Annotated in this window: 15 protein-coding genes and 1 pseudogene; 7 read left to right on the top strand and 9 right to left on the bottom strand. The window is 70.9% G+C overall.

Annotated elements, in window-relative coordinates; translation table 11 throughout:
* Positions 1-224 precede the first annotated feature (224 nt).
* The 7 genes from QH290_RS26065 to QH290_RS26035 all read right to left on the bottom strand — a co-directional run bounded on the left by QH290_RS26065 (position 225) and on the right by QH290_RS26035 (position 7,277).
* The gene (locus tag QH290_RS26065; protein WP_280264998.1) at positions 225-620 is read right to left on the bottom strand and encodes a heat shock protein transcriptional repressor HspR; all 396 of its coding nucleotides are present in this window, start codon (positions 618-620) and stop codon (positions 225-227) included.
* Positions 620-1,789 carry a molecular chaperone DnaJ gene (gene dnaJ / locus QH290_RS26060; protein WP_280264997.1) on the bottom strand — a complete coding sequence of 390 codons (1,170 nt, stop codon included), beginning with the start codon at positions 1,787-1,789 and terminating at the stop codon, positions 620-622. The genes QH290_RS26065 and dnaJ overlap by 1 nt, the downstream gene beginning before the upstream one ends.
* Before the next feature lie 54 nt (positions 1,790-1,843).
* Complete coding sequence (grpE, locus tag QH290_RS26055) at positions 1,844-2,566, bottom strand: nucleotide exchange factor GrpE (protein WP_280264996.1); 723 nt, start codon at positions 2,564-2,566, stop codon at positions 1,844-1,846.
* Positions 2,563-4,407: a molecular chaperone DnaK gene (gene dnaK, locus QH290_RS26050; RefSeq protein WP_280264995.1), complete on the bottom strand. Its 1,845-nt coding sequence runs from the start codon at positions 4,405-4,407 to the stop codon at positions 2,563-2,565. Before dnaK ends, grpE begins: the two co-directional genes overlap by 4 nt.
* 258 nt (positions 4,408-4,665) lie before the next feature.
* Positions 4,666-5,445: a DUF1707 SHOCT-like domain-containing protein gene (locus QH290_RS26045; RefSeq protein ID WP_280264994.1), complete on the bottom strand. Its 780-nt coding sequence runs from the start codon at positions 5,443-5,445 to the stop codon at positions 4,666-4,668.
* A 68-nt stretch (positions 5,446-5,513) separates the two neighbouring features.
* Positions 5,514-6,596: a DUF1707 SHOCT-like domain-containing protein gene (locus tag QH290_RS26040; RefSeq protein WP_280385743.1), complete on the bottom strand. Its 1,083-nt coding sequence runs from the start codon at positions 6,594-6,596 to the stop codon at positions 5,514-5,516.
* 30 nt (positions 6,597-6,626) lie between these two features.
* Positions 6,627-7,277, bottom strand: coding sequence for an HhH-GDP family DNA glycosylase (locus tag QH290_RS26035; RefSeq protein WP_280264992.1), 651 nt, complete (start codon positions 7,275-7,277; stop codon positions 6,627-6,629).
* 135 nt (positions 7,278-7,412) lie between these two features.
* Between QH290_RS26035 and QH290_RS26030 the strand changes: the two genes are divergently transcribed.
* From QH290_RS26030 to QH290_RS26020, 3 genes are all read left to right on the top strand, one after another.
* Positions 7,413-7,649, top strand: a complete 237-nt coding sequence (locus QH290_RS26030; RefSeq protein ID WP_280264991.1) for a ribbon-helix-helix domain-containing protein — start codon at positions 7,413-7,415, stop codon at positions 7,647-7,649.
* On the top strand, positions 7,646-7,945 hold the full coding sequence (locus QH290_RS26025) for a type II toxin-antitoxin system PemK/MazF family toxin (RefSeq protein WP_280264990.1): 300 nt from the start codon (positions 7,646-7,648) through the stop codon (positions 7,943-7,945). Before QH290_RS26030 ends, QH290_RS26025 begins: the two co-directional genes overlap by 4 nt.
* A gap of 105 nt (positions 7,946-8,050) precedes the next feature.
* Complete coding sequence (locus QH290_RS26020) at positions 8,051-9,211, top strand: zinc-binding dehydrogenase (protein WP_280385741.1); 1,161 nt, start codon at positions 8,051-8,053, stop codon at positions 9,209-9,211.
* A 9-nt stretch (positions 9,212-9,220) separates the two neighbouring features.
* Here QH290_RS26020 and QH290_RS26015 read toward each other — a convergent pair whose 3' ends face one another.
* The gene (locus QH290_RS26015; protein WP_280264988.1) at positions 9,221-9,520 is read right to left on the bottom strand and encodes an IniB N-terminal domain-containing protein; all 300 of its coding nucleotides are present in this window, start codon (positions 9,518-9,520) and stop codon (positions 9,221-9,223) included.
* A gap of 384 nt (positions 9,521-9,904) precedes the next feature.
* Here QH290_RS26015 and QH290_RS26010 point away from each other — a divergent pair, with 384 nt between their 5' ends.
* The 4 genes from QH290_RS26010 to QH290_RS25995 all read left to right on the top strand — a co-directional run bounded on the left by QH290_RS26010 (position 9,905) and on the right by QH290_RS25995 (position 17,308).
* Positions 9,905-13,006, top strand: a complete 3,102-nt coding sequence (locus tag QH290_RS26010; RefSeq protein WP_280385739.1) for a LuxR C-terminal-related transcriptional regulator — start codon at positions 9,905-9,907, stop codon at positions 13,004-13,006.
* Between the two features lie 48 nt (positions 13,007-13,054).
* The gene (locus QH290_RS26005) at positions 13,055-14,296 is read left to right on the top strand and encodes a hypothetical protein (protein WP_280264986.1); all 1,242 of its coding nucleotides are present in this window, start codon (positions 13,055-13,057) and stop codon (positions 14,294-14,296) included.
* A 176-nt stretch (positions 14,297-14,472) separates the two neighbouring features.
* On the top strand, positions 14,473-15,840 hold the full coding sequence (locus QH290_RS26000; RefSeq protein WP_280264985.1) for a S1 family peptidase: 1,368 nt from the start codon (positions 14,473-14,475) through the stop codon (positions 15,838-15,840).
* A 121-nt stretch (positions 15,841-15,961) separates the two neighbouring features.
* Positions 15,962-17,308, top strand: a complete 1,347-nt coding sequence (locus QH290_RS25995; protein ID WP_483244252.1) for a S1 family peptidase — start codon at positions 15,962-15,964, stop codon at positions 17,306-17,308.
* A 221-nt stretch (positions 17,309-17,529) separates the two neighbouring features.
* Here the strand turns inward: QH290_RS25995 and QH290_RS25990 are convergent.
* Positions 17,530-17,673: pseudogene (locus QH290_RS25990) on the bottom strand (alpha-(1-2)-phosphatidylinositol mannosyltransferase); the annotation flags it as partial.

The following is a 17,673-nucleotide window of genomic DNA, read 5'->3' as shown; positions in this document are numbered from 1 at the left end:
CGTCGCGTCCGCATGGCCGTGCGGTGCGGCATCGTCGTTCGGGGGGTCGGCGGTGGCGTCCGCGGCGTGCGGGCGCGCACGAAGCGCCCCCGGGGGGGGTTGGCGCGGCCCCACCGAACCCCCCCCCGCCGGGGGCCGGTTTGGGGGCGCGCGCGCCCCCCTGGCCCCCCCCGGCCCCGGGGTTGTGGGGGGGGCCCTGTCCTACAGGCGTTTTCGCGCGGGGATTATCGCCGCTTGTTGCGGGGCTGCCATACCACCAGGGCGGTGCTGCGCTGGGGCGGTGTCAGTTCCGGGCGGTAGCCTGCGCGCAGGCGCTCGACCTCGGCCGCCAGGTCGCGGACCCGCTCCTGCAGTTCCTCGACCTGGTTGGTGAGTTCGATGATCCGCTTGATACCGGCCAGGTTGACGCCCTCGTCCTGGGACAGCCGCTGCACCTCGCGCAGCAGCTCCACATCCCGGGCCGAGTAGCGGCGGCCGCCACCCGAGGTGCGTTGCGGGGTCACCAGACCCAGCCGGTCGTAGGTGCGCAGTGTCTGCGCGTGCATACCGGCCAGCTGGGCCGCCACGGAAATCATGAAGAATTCCGTGGCGCTGTGTGCCTTCTTCGGATCGCCGTTCATCACGCACCTGCCCATCCCGCACGCGGGTCGAACCCGCCGGCCTTCTCTGCCTCCGCATAGCGCCGCAGCGCCTCGGAGGCATTGTCGTCCAGCTTCTGCGGCACCGCGACCTTGACCGTGACGAGCAGGTCGCCCGCGCCGCCGCCCCGCTTGGGTACACCGCGTCCACGCACCCGCAGGGTACGCCCGTCGGCGGTGCCCGGGGGCACCTTCACCCCGACGCGCCCGTCCAGCGTCGGCACCGAAACCGTTGTCCCCAGCACCAGTTCGCCGTAGCTGACCGGCAGCACCAGGGTCAGGTCGTCGCCGGTGCGGCCGAAGACCTTGTCCTGGCTGACGTGCACGGTGACGAACAGGTCGCCCGCGGGGGCACCCCGCAGACCCGCCTCGCCCTGACCGGCCAGGCGAATGCGCTGACCGTCGCGAACCCCGGGCGGGATCCGCACGGTGATCGTGCGCGTCCGATTCTGGATACCCGATCCGCGGCAGTCCGAGCACGGGTCGTCGATGATCGATCCGGTCCCGCGGCAGTCGTCGCACGGCTCGCTGAATCCGAACGCACCCTGGTTGCGGCTGATCACGCCGGTTCCGTTGCAGTGCGGGCAGACTCGCGGGCTGGTGCCCGGCTTGGCGCCGCTGCCGTGACAGGTGGTGCACGGCGACGGACTGGTCATCCGCAGCGGCACCGTGACGCCCTGCGCGGCCTCGCGGAATCCGAGGGTCGTCTCGGTCTCCACATCGCTGCCGCGCCGCGGCCGCGTCGAGGTGCGCGCTCCCGCACCGCGATTGAACAGGCCGCCCAGCAGGTCGCCCAGGCCACCGTCGCCGCCGGCCGCCTGCGCGCCGCCGAAGATGTCGCCCAGGTTGAACTCGCTGAAGCCGCCCTGTCCGTAACCGCCGCCGGGCGAGAACCCGCCGCGACCGAAGCCGCCGCCGGCGAACAGCCTGCGGGCCTCGTCGTACTCCTTGCGCTTCTCCGGATCCGACAGCACGGCGTGCGCCTCGCTGACGGCCTTGAATCGCTCCTCGGCCTTGGCGTCCCCCGGATTCTTGTCCGGATGCAGGTCGCGGGCCAGCTTGCGGTAGGCCTTCTTGACGTCGTCCGCGGTGGCGCTGGAGGAAATACCCAGCTCTTTGTAGAAGTCCTTCTCCAGCCACTCCCGATTCACCGGGCATCTCCTCCTTTCCTGTTGTCGTCCGGCCCGCAGGCCGGAAACCGCGTCTTACGCGATGCCGTCGGCATCGTCGCCAGCGTTCGCCGCCTCCGGCGTCTCCACCGGATCGGTCACCCCGTCGGTGACTCCCACGAGCGCATGCCGCAGGATTCGATCACCGAAGCGGTAACCCTTGCGCATCACCACGCCGATCACCGGGTCGTGGCCCTCGCCCTCGTGCTGCACGGCCTCGTGCAGGGTCGGGTCGAAAGGCTGGCCCTCGCTGCCGAATTCCTCGAGGCCCTGCTTGGTCAGCGCGTCGACCAGCTTGTCGGCCACCGACTTGAGCGGCCCGGACTCCAGGTCGCCGTGGGCCTTGGCGCGATCGAGATCGTCGAGCACGCCGAGCAGTTCGGTGACCACCGCGGCCTTGGCCGTGTCGATCGCGGCCTTGCGGTCGCGCTCCACCCGGCGCCGGTAGTTGGCGTACTCGGCGGTGAGCCGCTGCAGATCCGCTGTGCGCTCGGCCAATTCGGTGCTGATCGCGTCGGCGAGGGCCGAGCCGTTGGACTCGGCGCCCTCGGTCTCCGGGGCGGGGGCCGCGGCGCCGTCGGCCGCGGCCTCCCCCTCGCCCTGCGGCGCAGGGCCTTCGGAGTAATCCTCGAACTCCACAGCGGAGCCCGTGGAGCGACCCTCGAACTCCGGAGCGGTGCGACCCTCGAATTCCGACGGATTCACCTTCCGCTTGTCCACGATGGTGATCGGCTCCTGTTCGGGGTTGCGTTCGGTCACTTCTTCTCCGGCTCTTCCACGACCTCGGCGTCCACGACGGTGTCGTCGGTGGTGGAGCCCGCGGGGCCCTCGCCGTTGCCGGACGCGGCCGATTCGGCGGCGGAGGCCTCGTAGATCGCCTGGCCGAGGGCCTGCGACTCGGTGGCCAGCTTCTCCACCGCCGTCTTCACGGCCGCGTTGTCGGTGCCCTTCAGCGCCTCCTTGGCCTCGCCGATGGCCGCCTCGACCTTCTCCTTGACGTCGGCCGGGACCTTGTCCTGGTTGTCGGCGATGAACTTCTCGGTCTGGTGCACCAGCGACTCGGCCTGGTTGCGGGTCTCCGCCTCCTCGCGACGCGCCTTGTCCTCGGCCGCGTGCGCCTCGGCGTCCTTCACCATGCGCTCGATCTCCTCCTTGGACAGGCCGGAGCCGTCCTGGATCTTGATCGTGTTCTCCTTGCCGGTGCCCTTGTCCTTCGCGGTGACGTGCACGATGCCGTTGGCGTCGATGTCGAAGGTGACCTCGATCTGCGGCACGCCGCGCGGGGCCGGCGGGATGCCGGTCAGCTCGAAGGAGCCGAGCAGCTTGTTGTGCGAGGCGATCTCGCGCTCACCCTGGAACACCTGGATCTGCACCGACGGCTGGTTGTCGTCGGCGGTGGTGAAGGTCTCCGAGCGCTTGGTCGGGATGGTGGTGTTGCGCTCGATGAGCTTGGTCATCACGCCGCCCTTGGTCTCGATGCCCAGCGACAGCGGGGTCACATCGAGCAGCAGGACGTCCTTGACCTCACCCTTGAGCACACCGGCCTGCAGCACGGCGCCGATGGCGACGACCTCGTCCGGGTTCACGCCCTTGTTGGGCTCCTTGCCACCGGTCAGCTCGCGCACCAGATCGGTGACGGCGGGCATGCGGGTCGAACCACCCACCAGGACGACGTGATCGATGTCCTTGACCGAGATCCCGGCGTCCTTGATCACCGACTGGAACGGCTGCCGGGTGCGGTCCAGCAGATCGGAGGTGATCTTCTGGAACTCGGCGCGCGACAGCTGCTCATCGAGGAACAGCGGGTTCTTCTCCGCGTCGACGGTGATGTAGGGCAGGTTGATCGAGGTGCTCTGGCTCGAGCTGAGTTCGATCTTGGCCTTCTCGGCGGCCTCACGCAGCCGCTGCAGGGCCATCTTGTCCTTGGTCAGGTCGATGCCCTGGGAGCTCTTGAACTTGTCGACCAGCCAGTCGACGATCCGGTTGTCCCAGTCGTCGCCACCGAGGTGGTTGTCGCCGGAGGTGGCGCGGACCTCGACGACGCCCTCGCCGATCTCGAGCAGCGAGACGTCGAAGGTGCCGCCACCGAGGTCGAAGACCAGGATGGTCTGTTCCTTCTCGCCCTTGTCCAGGCCGTACGCCAGCGCGGCGGCGGTGGGCTCGTTGACGATGCGGAGCACGTTCAGGCCCGCGATCTGGCCGGCCTCCTTGGTGGCCTGGCGCTGCGCGTCCTCGAAGTAGGCGGGGACGGTGATGACCGCGTCGGTGATCTCCTCACCGAGATACGCCTCGGCGTCGCGCTTCAGCTTCATCAGCGTGCGCGCGGAGATCTCCTGCGCCGTGTACTTCTTGTCGTCGATCTCCACGTTCCAGTCCTCGCCCATGTGGCGCTTGACGGAACGGATGGTGCGGTCGACGTTGGTGACGGCCTGGTTCTTCGCCGGCTGGCCGACCAGCACCTCGCCGTTCTTGGCGAATGCGACGATCGAGGGGGTGGTGCGCGAACCCTCCGAGTTGGCGACGACTACCGGCTCGCCGCCCTCGAGAACGGCGATGACCGAGTTGGTGGTCCCGAGGTCGATACCGACCGCACGAGCCATGGTTGTTCCTCCTAAGTGACGTTCATATGTGGGTGCAGGGGCGAACCTCCTGCGGCGGACCTCGCCCCGAACACCGCACGGAGCACGGTCCCAGCAACGCTGAGCGTGGTCGACTCAATCCTGCCTGCACTCCGGAACGGAGTCAAACGAGGACTTGAGCCAACCGCACTCAACTTAACCTCGATCTGCTCAACGAGCGGCGGACGCCGGTGATTCCCGGACGGCGAAGATTTTTCGACGCCCCACGAACGGCGCCGCTCAGCGACTCGCGGGGACCACGTGCACCGGTTCCCCGGCGGGGGTGAGCGTCAGATATCCGCTCCCGCCGCCGCCCTCGACGTAGACGGTGACGACCGGGCCGTCGTCGGGCATATCCGTCGAGCGCTCGATCGACAGGTGGGTGACGGCGCCGCCCGGAGCACCCACGGTCTGCGGCGCGCCCGCGAGGTAGCGCGCCAGCAGGGGGAGGTCGATCGCGCCGAGATCGATCGGCCGGGCGTCGCGGTCGCGGTCCGAGGTCGAGGAGTCGTCGAATTCGCCCCGGTAGAAGAAGCGCTGGGTCCGGCCCGCGGCGGCGCGTTCGAACGAGGCATGCCCCGGGTGCAGCGTCACCTCATCCACCAGCAGATCACCGAACCGGTCGCGATAATCGGCGAGGAACGTCTCGATCCCCCGCACGGTCGTGAGATCGGGAAGGCCGGGACCCTCCTGCTGCGGGCGGCTGGTGGTCACGACCCCTGTCAACGCGCCGACCGAGGCCGCGGCGACCACGGCGACGAGGGCCGGGATCCACCGGCGCGCTCCGCTGCGGCGGCTCGGGTTCACCACCGCGCTCCGGGCGAGATCGCCGGGTATCTGGAGATCGCCGATCAGCGCGTCGAGGTCCCCGAAGGTCTTCGCGCGCAGCGCCGCCGCGGTCCGCTCGGCGTGTTCGTCGGCGGTGAGCTGGCCGTCGTCGCGGGCCGTGTCCAGCAGCGCGCAGGCATCGACCCGATCCGCGTCCCGCACCCGCAGCCCGCGGTGGCGCGTGGAACTCACCGTGTCACCGCGCCGACCGGCGGCCACCGTACCGACGATGCATTCGCCTGCTCGCCCACTGTCCTCACCTATCTGTCGAACGGGGAGACCCGCACCTTGTCGCCGGACGGAGTGGCCTCCAGATAGCCGCTCTCGTCGAACCGGTTGCCGACGTACACGGAGATCTGCGGAGCGCCCGAGGTGGTGTCGACCTCGAAGCCCACGTGCGTCACCGTCCCGCCGTCGACCCGGAGCAGTCCCGGAGCCTCGGCGAGCAGCCCGCCGAGCACGGCCGGATCGACCGTGGCCAGGTCGAAGGTGGGCGTGTCGATCCGGCGGGTGGTCGGGTCGCCGGAGGGCTTGAAACCGCCCTGATACGACCATCGGATCACCCGGTTCGGCTGCCCCGCCGGCGCCGCCTCGACGTAGGCGTAGCCGGGAAAGAGGGTCAGCTCGTCGACGACGGTTCCGCCGAACTTCGCGCGGAACCGGTCGCGGAGCAGCGCGAAACCCTCCGGCGTGGTGAGCTGCGGCATCGGCACCACCAGGGGCTGGGCCGCCGCGGGTGCGGCGGGCGGCGCGGCCGGAGCCGGGGCGGACCGGTGCGTCGCCGCGAATCCCGCCACCGCCGCGCAGGCCGCCGCCATCGCCACCCCGGCGACGAGCGCGCCGCGGCGCGAGCGTGGCCGCCGCGGTTCGGCGGGGGCATTCGCCGGGCGTTGCAGATCGGCGGTCAGTTCGGTCAGATCGCCGAGAGTCTTTGCCGCACCGGCCAGTTCGGTCAGGGCGCGGTGGTCGTCGTCGGACAGCTGCCCGTCGCCGCGGGCGGCGTCCAGGATCACGCACGTGGCCGCGCGGTCGGCGTCTCGCGCGCGGACGTCGGCGGCGTACTCGCCGCCGCGGTGTCGCAACCGCGGCGAATCCTGCGGTGGCAGTGGGAGATCGGCGGTCTCCGGCGACGGCTGCAGGTCGGCCACCAGGCGGTGCAGTTGCCCCAGCGTCTCCGCGGCAGCCGCACGATCGGAACGATCGTGGTATTCGTCGGCGCCGAGCTGGCCCTCCTCATACGCGATGTCCAGTCGGGCGCGGGTATTCACCCGGTCGACATCGCGGGCTCGCAGTCGTCCCGTCGCCGTCGAGTACCCCGGCGATCCGGACGATTTCGACACCACACCCGGATCTTAGTGCCCAGGTCGCGCGGCTCAGCGGGCGGCGGCGAGAACTTCGTCGGCCAGTTCGCGATCGAGACTCGCGCGGACCAGGGCCGCGGCGAAGTCGGCGTCGCGCCCGCGTGGGCCGAGGTCGTCGAGGGTCTCGGGATCGGTGGGCAGGTGCAGCTGTTGGGCACCCTTGCGGGCGCGCTCGTCGAAGTGCGGGCGCACCCAGGTCCACACGTCCTGAACCTCGCGCAGGAAGATGTCGGCGCCGACCGGGCCGATGCCCTTGAACTGCTGCAGCAGTTCGGCCAGCCGTTTCGGGTCGCGGTCGGCCTCGTCGGCCAGCTTGCGCAGGTCGCCGTCGTACTTGTCCAGCAGGAGGGCGGCGTTCTCGCCGAGGCGGGTGGCCGTGGATTCGTCGTAGCGCTTGTAGTGGGCGCGGCCCAGGGCGTCGACGAGTTCCTGCCAGTCGGCGTCGGCGATCCGCTGCGGGGTGCGGTAGCCGGAACCGTTCAGCTCCCGCGCGGCGGCCACCGCGATCTCCGCCGAGATCCGAGTGCTCAGCAGTTTCGCCAGCACGAGCAGCTGGAACAGCGGGGCGGGCTTGTCCGCCAGCGTGATTCCGGCCTCCGCCGCGTAGCTGGTTCCGGCGCGGTCCAGCAGCACCCGCACGATGGCGTTGTTGTCTCCACTCATCACGCACCACCTTTCGACACGGTCGACCTACCCCGGATCGCGCGCGCTACACGGATGCGCCGGTCCCGATCGGCGACAACCGGCGCGCACCGCGCGGCCGTAGGGGGTGAATCCCAAAACGGGTACCATTATGGGATGAGCACTCAGATCACAATTAGACTCCCGGATGAGATGGTGACCTACCTGGACAACGCCGTTTCCAGCGGCCAGGCCCCGAGCCGTGCGGCCATCGTCACGCAAGCACTCGAACGTGACCGTCTCCGCCGCGCCGCCGAGCGAGACGCGGAGATTCTCGCGGCAGCTGGCACCGATCCGGATATGGATGCACTTGCCCGATTCGCCGCCGATACTCCGCTGGACGACCTCGGGTGAGGCCGATCCATCTTGCGCGCCTGGACAAGACGCGCCCCGTGTTGGTACTGACCCGAGAAGCGGTCCGGCCGTACCTGACTCGGGTCACCGTTGCGCCGATCACGAGCACTGTTCGGGGCCTGTCCACCGAACTACCGGTGGGCCCTCGGAACGGGCTCGAGCACGACAGCGTTGTCTCTTGCGACAGCATCGTGACTGTTCCGGCCGACGCGCTCGGCCGCATTATCGGCTATTTGCACGCCGACGCCGAGCCCGCACTCACAGCCGCCATACGATCCGCGTTCGAAATCATCTGACCCAGCGATTCGGTACACAAGCGGCTGTTCCTCGGGGCACGAACTCACCGGCGAGCGGGTCAGAAAGTGCCTGCCGGGTCGCGGGGGCGAGGGTACCGTGCCGGTATGAAGGCGGTCGTGTGTTCCGAAGGCAAGCTCGAGGTCGCCGATATCGGTGCGCCGCAACCGGGTCCGGGCCAGGTGCTGCTGAACGTACTGCGGTGCGGGATCTGCGGATCCGACCTGCACGCGCGGGTGCATTGCGACGACCTCGCCGACCTGGCGGCCGCCACCGGATACGACCACTTCATGCGGTCGAGCCAGCGGGTGGTGCTGGGGCACGAATTCTGCGGGGAGGTCGTCGAATACGGGCCGCGCTGCCGCAAGCGGTGGCGGCCCGGGACGCCGGTGGTGGCGCTGCCGATCGTGCGGCACGGGCGGCAGCCGCAGCTGACCGGCCTGTCGGCGGCGGCGCCCGGCGGCTACGCCGAACAGGTCGTCGTGCAGGAATCGATGACCTTCCCGGTCCCGAACGGGCTGTCGGGCGAGCACGCGGCGCTGACCGAACCCATGGCGGTGGCGTGGCACGCGGTGCGCAAGGCGCGAATGTCCAAGCGGCAGACCGCCTTCGTGATCGGCTGCGGCCCGATCGGTCTCGCGGTGATCACCATGCTGCGGGCCGCGGGTGTGAAAACCATTGTCGCCAGCGACTTCTCACCGCGTCGCCGGGAGCTCGCCAGCCGGTGCGGCGCCGATGTCGTGGTGGACCCGGGCTCCGAGTCGCCGTGGACCGCGGGGCCGCGCAAGGGCCGCACCCGCGGGGTCGACGACGTGCTGAATCTGGGTTTCGACGCGATGGAACGGTTGCGGCGGATCCCGAATCTGCCGTGGTGGTATGTCTTCCGGCTGGCACATACGCTCGACGCGGGCCCCACCGGCCCGGCGGTCTTCGAATGCGTCGGCGTCCCCGGCATCATCGATCAGATCGTCACAGCCGCGCCGCCGAGGTCGCGGGTCGTCGTGGTCGGGGTGTGCATGGAGACCGACCGCTTCCAGCCGGCGATGGCGATCAACAAGGAGATCGAGCTGCGCTTCGCGTTCGGCTACGACCCGGGCGAATTCCGCGACACCCTGCACATGATCGCCGACGGCAAGGTCGACCCGGCCCCGCTGATCACCGGCACCGTCGGCCTCGACGGCGTGGACAACGCCTTCGCCGCCCTCGGCAGCCCGGAGGAGCACGCCAAGATCCTCGTCGATCCCGCGAGCGCGGCCACGGTGCCCTGACCCGGGCGTTCAGGATGCGCGAGCATCCGATGCGGCGCCGCCGCGGGTGCCCGCATCGTCGGCAGTCGCGTCGATATCGCTCCCGAACGCCTCCGCCGCATCGGCCGTCGCCCACACACTCACCGTCTCGGACTCGGCGACCAGCGGCGACTCGGCGACCAGCGGCGCGACGGCGGCGATGTCCTCCGGCGTCACCGCCGTCAGCCCGGCCGCGGCCAGCGCCTGCGCCGGGTCGGCGCGATAGCTCGCCGCGGCTCGCCGGTCACGCAGCAGGCCGGAGAGGAATTCGAGTATCGCGTTGCGGCTCATCGCGGGTCGTCTCCCTGGATCGGCGGAGGTCGTGCCCTCCGCGCGGTCGGCTGCTGCCCTCACGCTAGGAACCCGCCGCCGCGTCCCGAATCGGGGCGAGGCCCCGTGCTTTCCGCGGTGGTGTGCGGGTGCCGTAGGGGAATTTCCCCGATCCGCCCCGCGCGAGTAACAACGAACACCCAGCAACCGACAGCACCGGTAGGTCGAAACGACCACCCAGCCTTGCGAACACCATGTGTTTCACCTCGCGTTTCGAACGACAGGGGCTCTCGAATGACGCACGGCCCGGTGCCCGGCAGCACCGTCGGATCGTCGATTGCGGCCGCCTCGGCGACCGCGCCGCGCGGTTCGCGCGCACCCGGACGAACAGGCGGTTGAGGTCCTGTGACAGGTAGCGCAGCGATCGCGCACGATTCGCTCCCGGGTGCGCGAGAACTCTTCCGGGAACTGGATTCCGCGGGCACGGATCCGCTGATCTATCTGATCCGGGGCCGCTCGGGCACCGGTAAGTCGACGCTGCTGTCGGCGGTGCGGCACCGGCTGCGCGGGCGGGGTATCCCCTTCTGCGACACCGCCGCGGGGACGGCGAGCGGCAATGGGACGCGCCCGGCCCTGATCGTCGACGATGCCCACACCCTCGACCGCGACGAGCTGGAAACGCTGTGCGCCACGGTCGAATCGGGGCACCACACGATGGTGCTCGCCGCCCGCCCGCGCCCGCACGACCCGGCCCTGCGCGCCCTCACCGCGGCGATATCGCGCCGCGGCAGGGTGATCGACCTGCGCACCCTCGGCGTGGCCGATATCGCGCCGTTCGCACGGGAATTGGGCATGATGGTGCCGCGTCCGGTCGCCCAGCACATCCACGGGCGAACCGCCGGCATCCACGGCGGTGTGGTGGCGGCGCTGTCGGCGGCGTGCGCCACCCGGCTGGAGGCGGGGATCGAGGCGGTCGACGAGGCGGTGACGGCGTGGGCGCGCACGCTGCTCGACGACACCGACGAGGGGCTGCTGGACGCGTTCGTCGTCGCGGCCACCGGCACCGGCCTGGATCCGGTCGAGCTCGCCGAGATCCTGGACCTGCCCACCGATGCCGCGGTGGACCTCATCGATCGCGCCCGCGCGAGCGCGCTGGTGACCGACGCGGACCTGCTGCTCGCGCTCGCGGTGGCGCCGCTGCGCACCCTGGTGGGCGATCGGCGCTTCCTCGCCGTGCAGCAGCGGCTGCTGCGCGCCCGCCTGGGGGCCGGGCTGCTGCGCAACCACACCGCGCTGTTGCTGGCGGAGAGCGGCGTCCGCGATCGCGGTCTGGCCGAATTCCTGTGCGCCGCGGCGGAATCGGCGGGGTCCGAGGCGAGCCGCTACTACGCGGCGGCGGCCGCGAGCGGTGCCGGAGAACTGTGGAAGCCGACACCGGCGGTGACGGTTCGCTGGGCCGAGGCGGCCGCCCGGCGCGGCGACGGCGACCTCGCGCTGCGCCTGACCGAACCGCTCCTGGCCGGTCCCGACAGTCCCGCAAGGGAACTCGCGGCGGCCGTGCGCATCTGCTCCGGCGTGTGGACCCGCCGCGGGCTGCCCGCCCGCGCGGCGCAGCTGTACACCTGGCTCGGCCCCCACCGCGTCGGCGCCGACTGGGCCGCCGGGGCTACCGTGCTGTACCTCTCGGGCGAAACCGACACGGCCACGGCACTATCCGCCTCCGCCGCCCTGTGGCCCCCCACCGAGGCCACCGCCCACGCCAACCAGATCGCCACAGCGGTAGCCAGATCCCTCGGCCTCACCCCCGCAACGGACACCACGGGCTCGACGAACCGGACCGGCCTCGCCGATACCCGACCAGCGAACGACTCGCGAAACGACAACTCGCACAACCCCACTCCCGCCGCACCGACCCACACCCCGGACGTCCACCCACCGACGCTCACACCAACCTCGGATACGACACCCAACCCACCCGAAGCTGCCAGCACCACCACCCGCACAGGAACCACACGGACGCACCCACGCCCACCAGCCGCCCAATCGCCGAAGCAAACCACTGACCCGGCCGAGATTCCAGGTCCGACCTCGGCTACCCGGCGGTCGGCCACTGGTCGCCCGGCCGATCGGAACCCATCCACCGCCCAGCGAGCCACCACCGATACACACCCGCGGGCGTCAGCCGCGCAATCGGGGCAGGACACCGACGATGCGGCCATCACCGGGCGGGCCCCGGCACGGACGCCCGATACCGGCAGCGGCCCAGGCGATTCGAGTGCTGCGACCGCGCGGCAGGATGCGGAGGCGGGCTCGGTGGCGTCGGGCGTGCAGGGCACCGGAGGTGCGGCGCGGGTTTCGGCGTTGGCGGCGGCTTCGGCGTTGATACAGGCCGCGCGTAGCGATCTGGCAGGGGCCGAGAATGCCGATCGGTTTCTGCCGTATTCGGCGGTGTCGATCGCGACGCTGCTGTGCCTGAGCATGGGCGAGCCGCGACGGGCGGCCGATGCCCTGCGCGGGAATTCGGCGGCCGGGCCGGATCGGCAGCCCCCGGACCCGCATCGGCTGATCCTGTCCGCGTGGACCTCGATGCTGGGCGGCGACGAGCAGGGCGCCGCCACACTCCTCTCGACCCTGGCACTCGACGCCCTCCCGGCACGCGATCGGCTGCTGGCACACGGCGCCCTCGTCGGTCTGGCGCGCCGCGGCGGGGACGACACCGCGCTGACGCTCGCGTGGCAGGCCGCGCGCCCGCTGTTCGACGACGTCGGCGTCGACCTGCTGACCCTGCTGCCGATCGGCGAACTGTGGCTGGCGGGGATCCGGCTGCGCGACGAGGACCGGGTGGCCCCGCTGGTCGCCACGGCCGCAAAGCTGTTGCACCGTTTGGGCATTCCGCCCGCCTGGTCGAACGTCTTCCACTGGTACGCGGTCCAGGCGGCGATCGCGCACGCCCGGCCCGACGAACTCATGGCCCCCGCGCGGCACCTGCAGGCCGCGGCGCGGGCCGGGGATCCGCACGCGGCCGCCCTGGCCGCCGCGGGCCGCACCTGGGTGCTGGTGCTGCGTGGCGAGGTCGACGCGGACCGGGTGACGACCGCGGTCCGCCGGCTGGCCGGTATCGGAATGGCCTGGGATGCGGCGCGACTGGCGGGCGACGCCGCCCTGGCGGCCCGCGATTCGGACACGGCGACCGCACTGCTCAGACTCGCCCGGACCGTGCGCACCGAATCCCGCCCGCCGCAACTGCCGATACCCGTGCCCGAACCCGGGCGGGACCCGCACACGGCACCGACCTCCCGTGACACCGTCCTCAGCGAGCGCGAGCGGGAGGTCGCCGAACTTGTGCTTTTGGGACTCACCTACCGGGAAATCGGCGCTCGACTGTACATCTCGGCGAAGACGGTGGAGCATCATGTCGCGCGGATCCGGCGTCGGATCGGAGCCGGGTCCCGTTCGGAGTTATTGTCGATGCTCCGCGCCATGGGCCACGGCTCACTGCTCGTGTGACATCCGGTGCGGAGCCGACCGGGACGCACCGAAGCGAGGTAGAAGAGGATGGCCACAGGGGTGGGCCTGCGCATCGCGGAGGACGAGTGCATCGCGGCAATCGTCGGCGCCGCCGGTGAGCCGGACGACGACACGCCCGAACCCCACTACATCGTCCGCGAGTCGGTGCTGCACATGTCCGACGACGGCGACGCCGCGCTGGGCGGCGATCCGCCGGAGGGGCACTCCCATTCGATCACCGGATTCGTGGCGGCCGTCGGCGACCCGGCCGGTATCTCGGTCGACGACGGCGAGGCATACCGCGCCGAGGATCTGGTCGCGACCGCGCTGTTCTGCCTGATCAACCTCGCCGCCGACCATCTGAACGGCCCCGCCGAGTTCTACGCCACCCACCCGGCGGACTGGCCCGCCCAGCAGGTGAGTGCCCTGCGCGACGCCCTCGATTATCTGGGCCTGCGCTCGGTCGTGCTGGTGAGCGAGGGCGAGCTACCCGGACCCCGGGGCGAGAGCGGGAACGCCCCGGGGGCATCGTCGCCGGAGACACCCGGACGCGCATACGCCCGCCACGCCGCGCACGCCGCGCTGGCGGCCGTGCTCGCCACCCCGGCGGGCACCACCCCGCCGGATCCGACCCACACCGAGAATTCGCTGATCGTCACCGACGTGCTCCCCGCGCTGCCCACGGACGAACCGGTGGCGCAGGCCTATTCCGCGGCCATGCCCGCCTATTCCGCCGACGCTCCGACGGCCTATTCGGCCGGTGTGCCGACGGCCTACTCCGCGGCCGCACCCGCCGACGGCCCCGCCGCCTCCCCCGCCGAACCGGAGGCCGCCGCCACCGCCGAACCGCCACCGGCCGCCGCCCGGCGCAACCGCCGCACGCTCCTGCTGGTCGCGGCCGCCGCGGTGGTCGGCCTGGTGCTCGGCGGCGTCGGCATGCTGCTGATGCGCGACGCGCCGACCACACCCACCACGCCCCTACCCAACGCTCGATCCGAGCCCGCCACGACGACCGCCGCCCCACCGCCGCCGCCCGTCTTCGTGGCCCCGCCGCCGACGACCGTCATCGAGGAAACCGCCGAGCCCGAGACGTTCGAGCCCGCTCCCCCGCCGCCCCCGCCGACCACCGAACCGGCGCCGCCCCCGCCGCCGCCGACGACGACCACCTCGCCGACGCGGACCCCGCGGCCCACCCCCACCACACCGCGCCGCACCCCGACGCCGCTGCTGCCGTACGTGCCGATCCCGAGTTGGCTGCCGTACCCGACGCTGGACAAGCCCTACGGCTGAACTCCGTGATCGTTTCGTAGCGAACTCCGCGCATTTGTGCCCTAAAGTGAAGCGCTGACCCGAGTCACCGGACTCCGACCGGACACTCGGTCTGCTGCAGGACGAGGGCCGGTGCCGCACAACGGTTTACCGCCCGCGGATTCACCTGGCACAACGGTGCCTGACGAAGGGACTTCATGCGCAAGTTGCCGGCGCGTCGCGCCACGGTCAAAGCTGCCGCGGTTGCGTTCGCCTCGACCGTTCTCCTCGGTCCCTGGATCGGTTCGCAGCCTGCGCTAGCGGAACCGGCACCGAATCCGATGCAGCTCAACGCCGATCAGTTGCCCCCGGAACTGACACAGGCCATCACGCGTGATCTGAAGATGTCGCCGGGTGAATACCTCGACCGCTCCGCGCGCGCCCAGCAGCTGCGTTCCTACGCCCACGAGTTCCGTTCCGAGCGCCCCGACGATTTCGCGGGCGCCTGGATGGGTGCGGACGGCAAGCCGGTCGTGGCGGTCACCTCGCTCGACGCCGCGCACGCCGCCGCCTCCGACGGCTATCAGACCCGGCTGGCGCCGATCTCCGCGAACAGCCTGGAGTCCTCGCTCGATCAGCTGATCGGCTGGATCGGCGGCCTGCCGCGCGAAATCTCCACGGCCATCAACTCGGTCGGCATCGATCTGCTCAACAGCCAGCTGGTGCTGAACGTCGCCAACACCCCCGCCGGGCACCTGCTCAACCTGCCGACGCTGATCGCCAACATCAAGGTGGTGCTCTCGCCGGACGGCGGCGGCCCGGTGGAGCGGCGCCCGATGGCGGGCGACACCTACATCAGCGCGCCGACCGCGCTCGACGATGCGGAGCTGAAGGCGGTGGACGTCTGCTCCTTCGGATTCAACAGCACCGATGCGGCGGGCAACGCGCTGAATATCAGTGCCGGACACTGCGATCCGAATCTCGACAAGGGCGACGGACAGGCCGACGTCTACCTGCCCAACATTCGCGACCTCAAGTCCAGCCCGAAGCTCGGCACCTTCGTGCGCGCCCGGGTGGGCGGCCAGAGCGGCCTGGACTATTCGGTGATCAAGCTGAGTGAGCGCGCGGTCAAAGCCGGTATGGACCAGCCGTCGGTGCGCGGTGCCAACGGCACCACCCTCACCGTGACCGGCACGGCCGAGCCCGTCGTCGGCGCGCCGATCTGCAAATCGGGCCAATCCTCCACGTTCACCTGTGGTTTCGTCGTGGCCGACCGCGTGGAGACGCAACTGTTCACCGCGACGGGCGAATCCAAGACCGTGCGCGGGTTCGCCAGTTCGGCCTGCACGCTCGGCGGCGACAGCGGCGGCGCGATCGTGTCGGGCACGCTGGCGCTCGGCATCACCAGCGGCTCCAACGCGGCCGACGCGCCGGACTGCGGCGAGGCGAATCTCGGTCTGGCGCAATACGGCGGCACCGCATCGCTCGGAATTCCGATCCGGGCGATCCTCGCCGACATCGAGGCCGGTTCCGACGGCGGGCTCGGCGCGGGCGTCTCGGTGCGCACCCGCCCGAACGCCGGGTGAAAGCCGATCGAATGATGAATTGTTGGAGTAACACCCTGACGCCGTGTCGGTATGTCCGTGTGTCAGCTGAAACTATCCGGGATAAGTAGGCATAACCGTGCACAACCCATATAGTCGGCACATGCTCCTGCCACGCATCCGTCTCTCGCCGCCCACCGCGGGTCGGCATCCGCATGCCCGCCGCCGTAAGACCACCGTCGCCGCAGCGGCGGCGATGCTGGTCCTGGGACCGCTGGCGGCGACGGCCTCCGCGGAACCGGCCCCGGCGCCGAACCTGCCGTCCGACCTGATCTCGGCCGTGACCCGGGATCTGCACATCTCCCCCGACGAGTACATGCATCGCGCCGATGTCGCGCAGAAGGTCGGCGCCTTCGCCACCAACGCGCAGCGGCAGTACCCGCAGGCGTTCGCGGGCGCGTGGCTCGACGATGCCGGTAAGGCCGTGGTGGCGCTGGCACCGGGACAGGGCTCCGACGCCGCCCGCAAGTCGGCGCAGGACGCCGGCTTCCAGGTCAAGGATGTCGCCAAGAGCGAGACGGTGCTCCGCAGCGAGAAGAACGCCTTCCAGCAGTGGCTGTCGACCCAGCCCGAGGCGGTCGCCCAGGCGGTGCGCGGCGTCGTGGTGGACACCGTGAACAACAGCATCGCGGTGCGGGTGGACAAGGTCGGGCTGCCGATGCCGGGCTTCGTCGATCCGGCCCGGGTGATCGTGATGCCGAAGGCGCCGGTGGGCCCGGAGGAGTCCGACGTGGCCCAGGCCACCCCGATCGCGGGCGAGCAGGGCCCGGGCGCCTACGCGGCCGGTGACGGCTACGCGTCGGTGGCGGGCAAGATGAAGCTGGTCTGCTCGGCCGGATTCAACGGGCTGGACCGCAACGACAACGTCGTGAACATCACCGCGGGCCACTGCGATCCGAACATCCCCGCCGCGGGCACCGCCAACGCGCCGGGCATGTTCGAGCTGCTGCCGGGCAACAAGACCGGCGCGCAGCTGGGCACGTTCCAGAAGTCGGTGCTGGGCGAGCAGGACTACTCGATCGTCGCGATCAACGACGACGCGCGAGACCGCTTCTCCAACAACATGGTTCGCCAGGGCAACGCGGCACCGCTCGCGATCACCGGCGTGGCCACCCCCGTGGTCGGCGCACCGGTCTGCAAGTCGGGTTCGCGCACCGGCTTCTCCTGCGGCGTCGTGAACGCGGTCGACCAGACGGTGCAGGTCGGCGACCGCGATCTCACCCAGGCGTTCTCGGTCAACATCTGCGCGCTGCCGGGTGACAGCGGCGGCCCGATCGTGACCGGCAACCAGGCACTGGGTATCTCCAGCGCCTCGTCGGTGGCCGACTACCCGATCTGCGAGATCCCCAACATCATCGGCGCGCTGACGGGCAACGCCCCGCAGCTGTTCGCACAGCCGATGACCACGGTGCTCTCGGACAACCCGGGCCTGCGGGTGCGCACCAGCTGAGCAACGTACGACGGAAAGGGGCGCCCGCGACCCCCCGCGGCCCCTTTTTTGTGGCCGCCGGCGGTTGCTGGGCGGGCGTATATAGGCCGTGCAGCGGCCGCGGCGGCACCTGGTCGCTGTGGGTGGAATGATCCGGCTGATGTCCGACAGCGCCCGAATCCAGGACGGAGGAGCTTGATGGCCGAACGAATTGCCGTAGTTTCCGGGGCCGCACGCGGAATCGGCGCGGCGATCCGCCCGAACTCCGCCCGCGCGAATTCCGTTGTGCAGACCACGATGTCGTAGTCGGCAGCGGTGTGCCGGTTGGCCGCATCGGCCGCGCGCCGGGCCAGCGGGCCGGGCAGCACCTGTCCGAGCAGCCGGTC

This window comes from Nocardia wallacei (genome assembly GCF_029869545.1).
GTDB classification, from domain to species: Bacteria; Actinomycetota; Actinomycetes; order Mycobacteriales; family Mycobacteriaceae; genus Nocardia; species Nocardia wallacei_A.
Note: the sequence above shows the minus strand (reverse complement) of the source record. Positions and strands in the feature narration are given on the sequence as shown.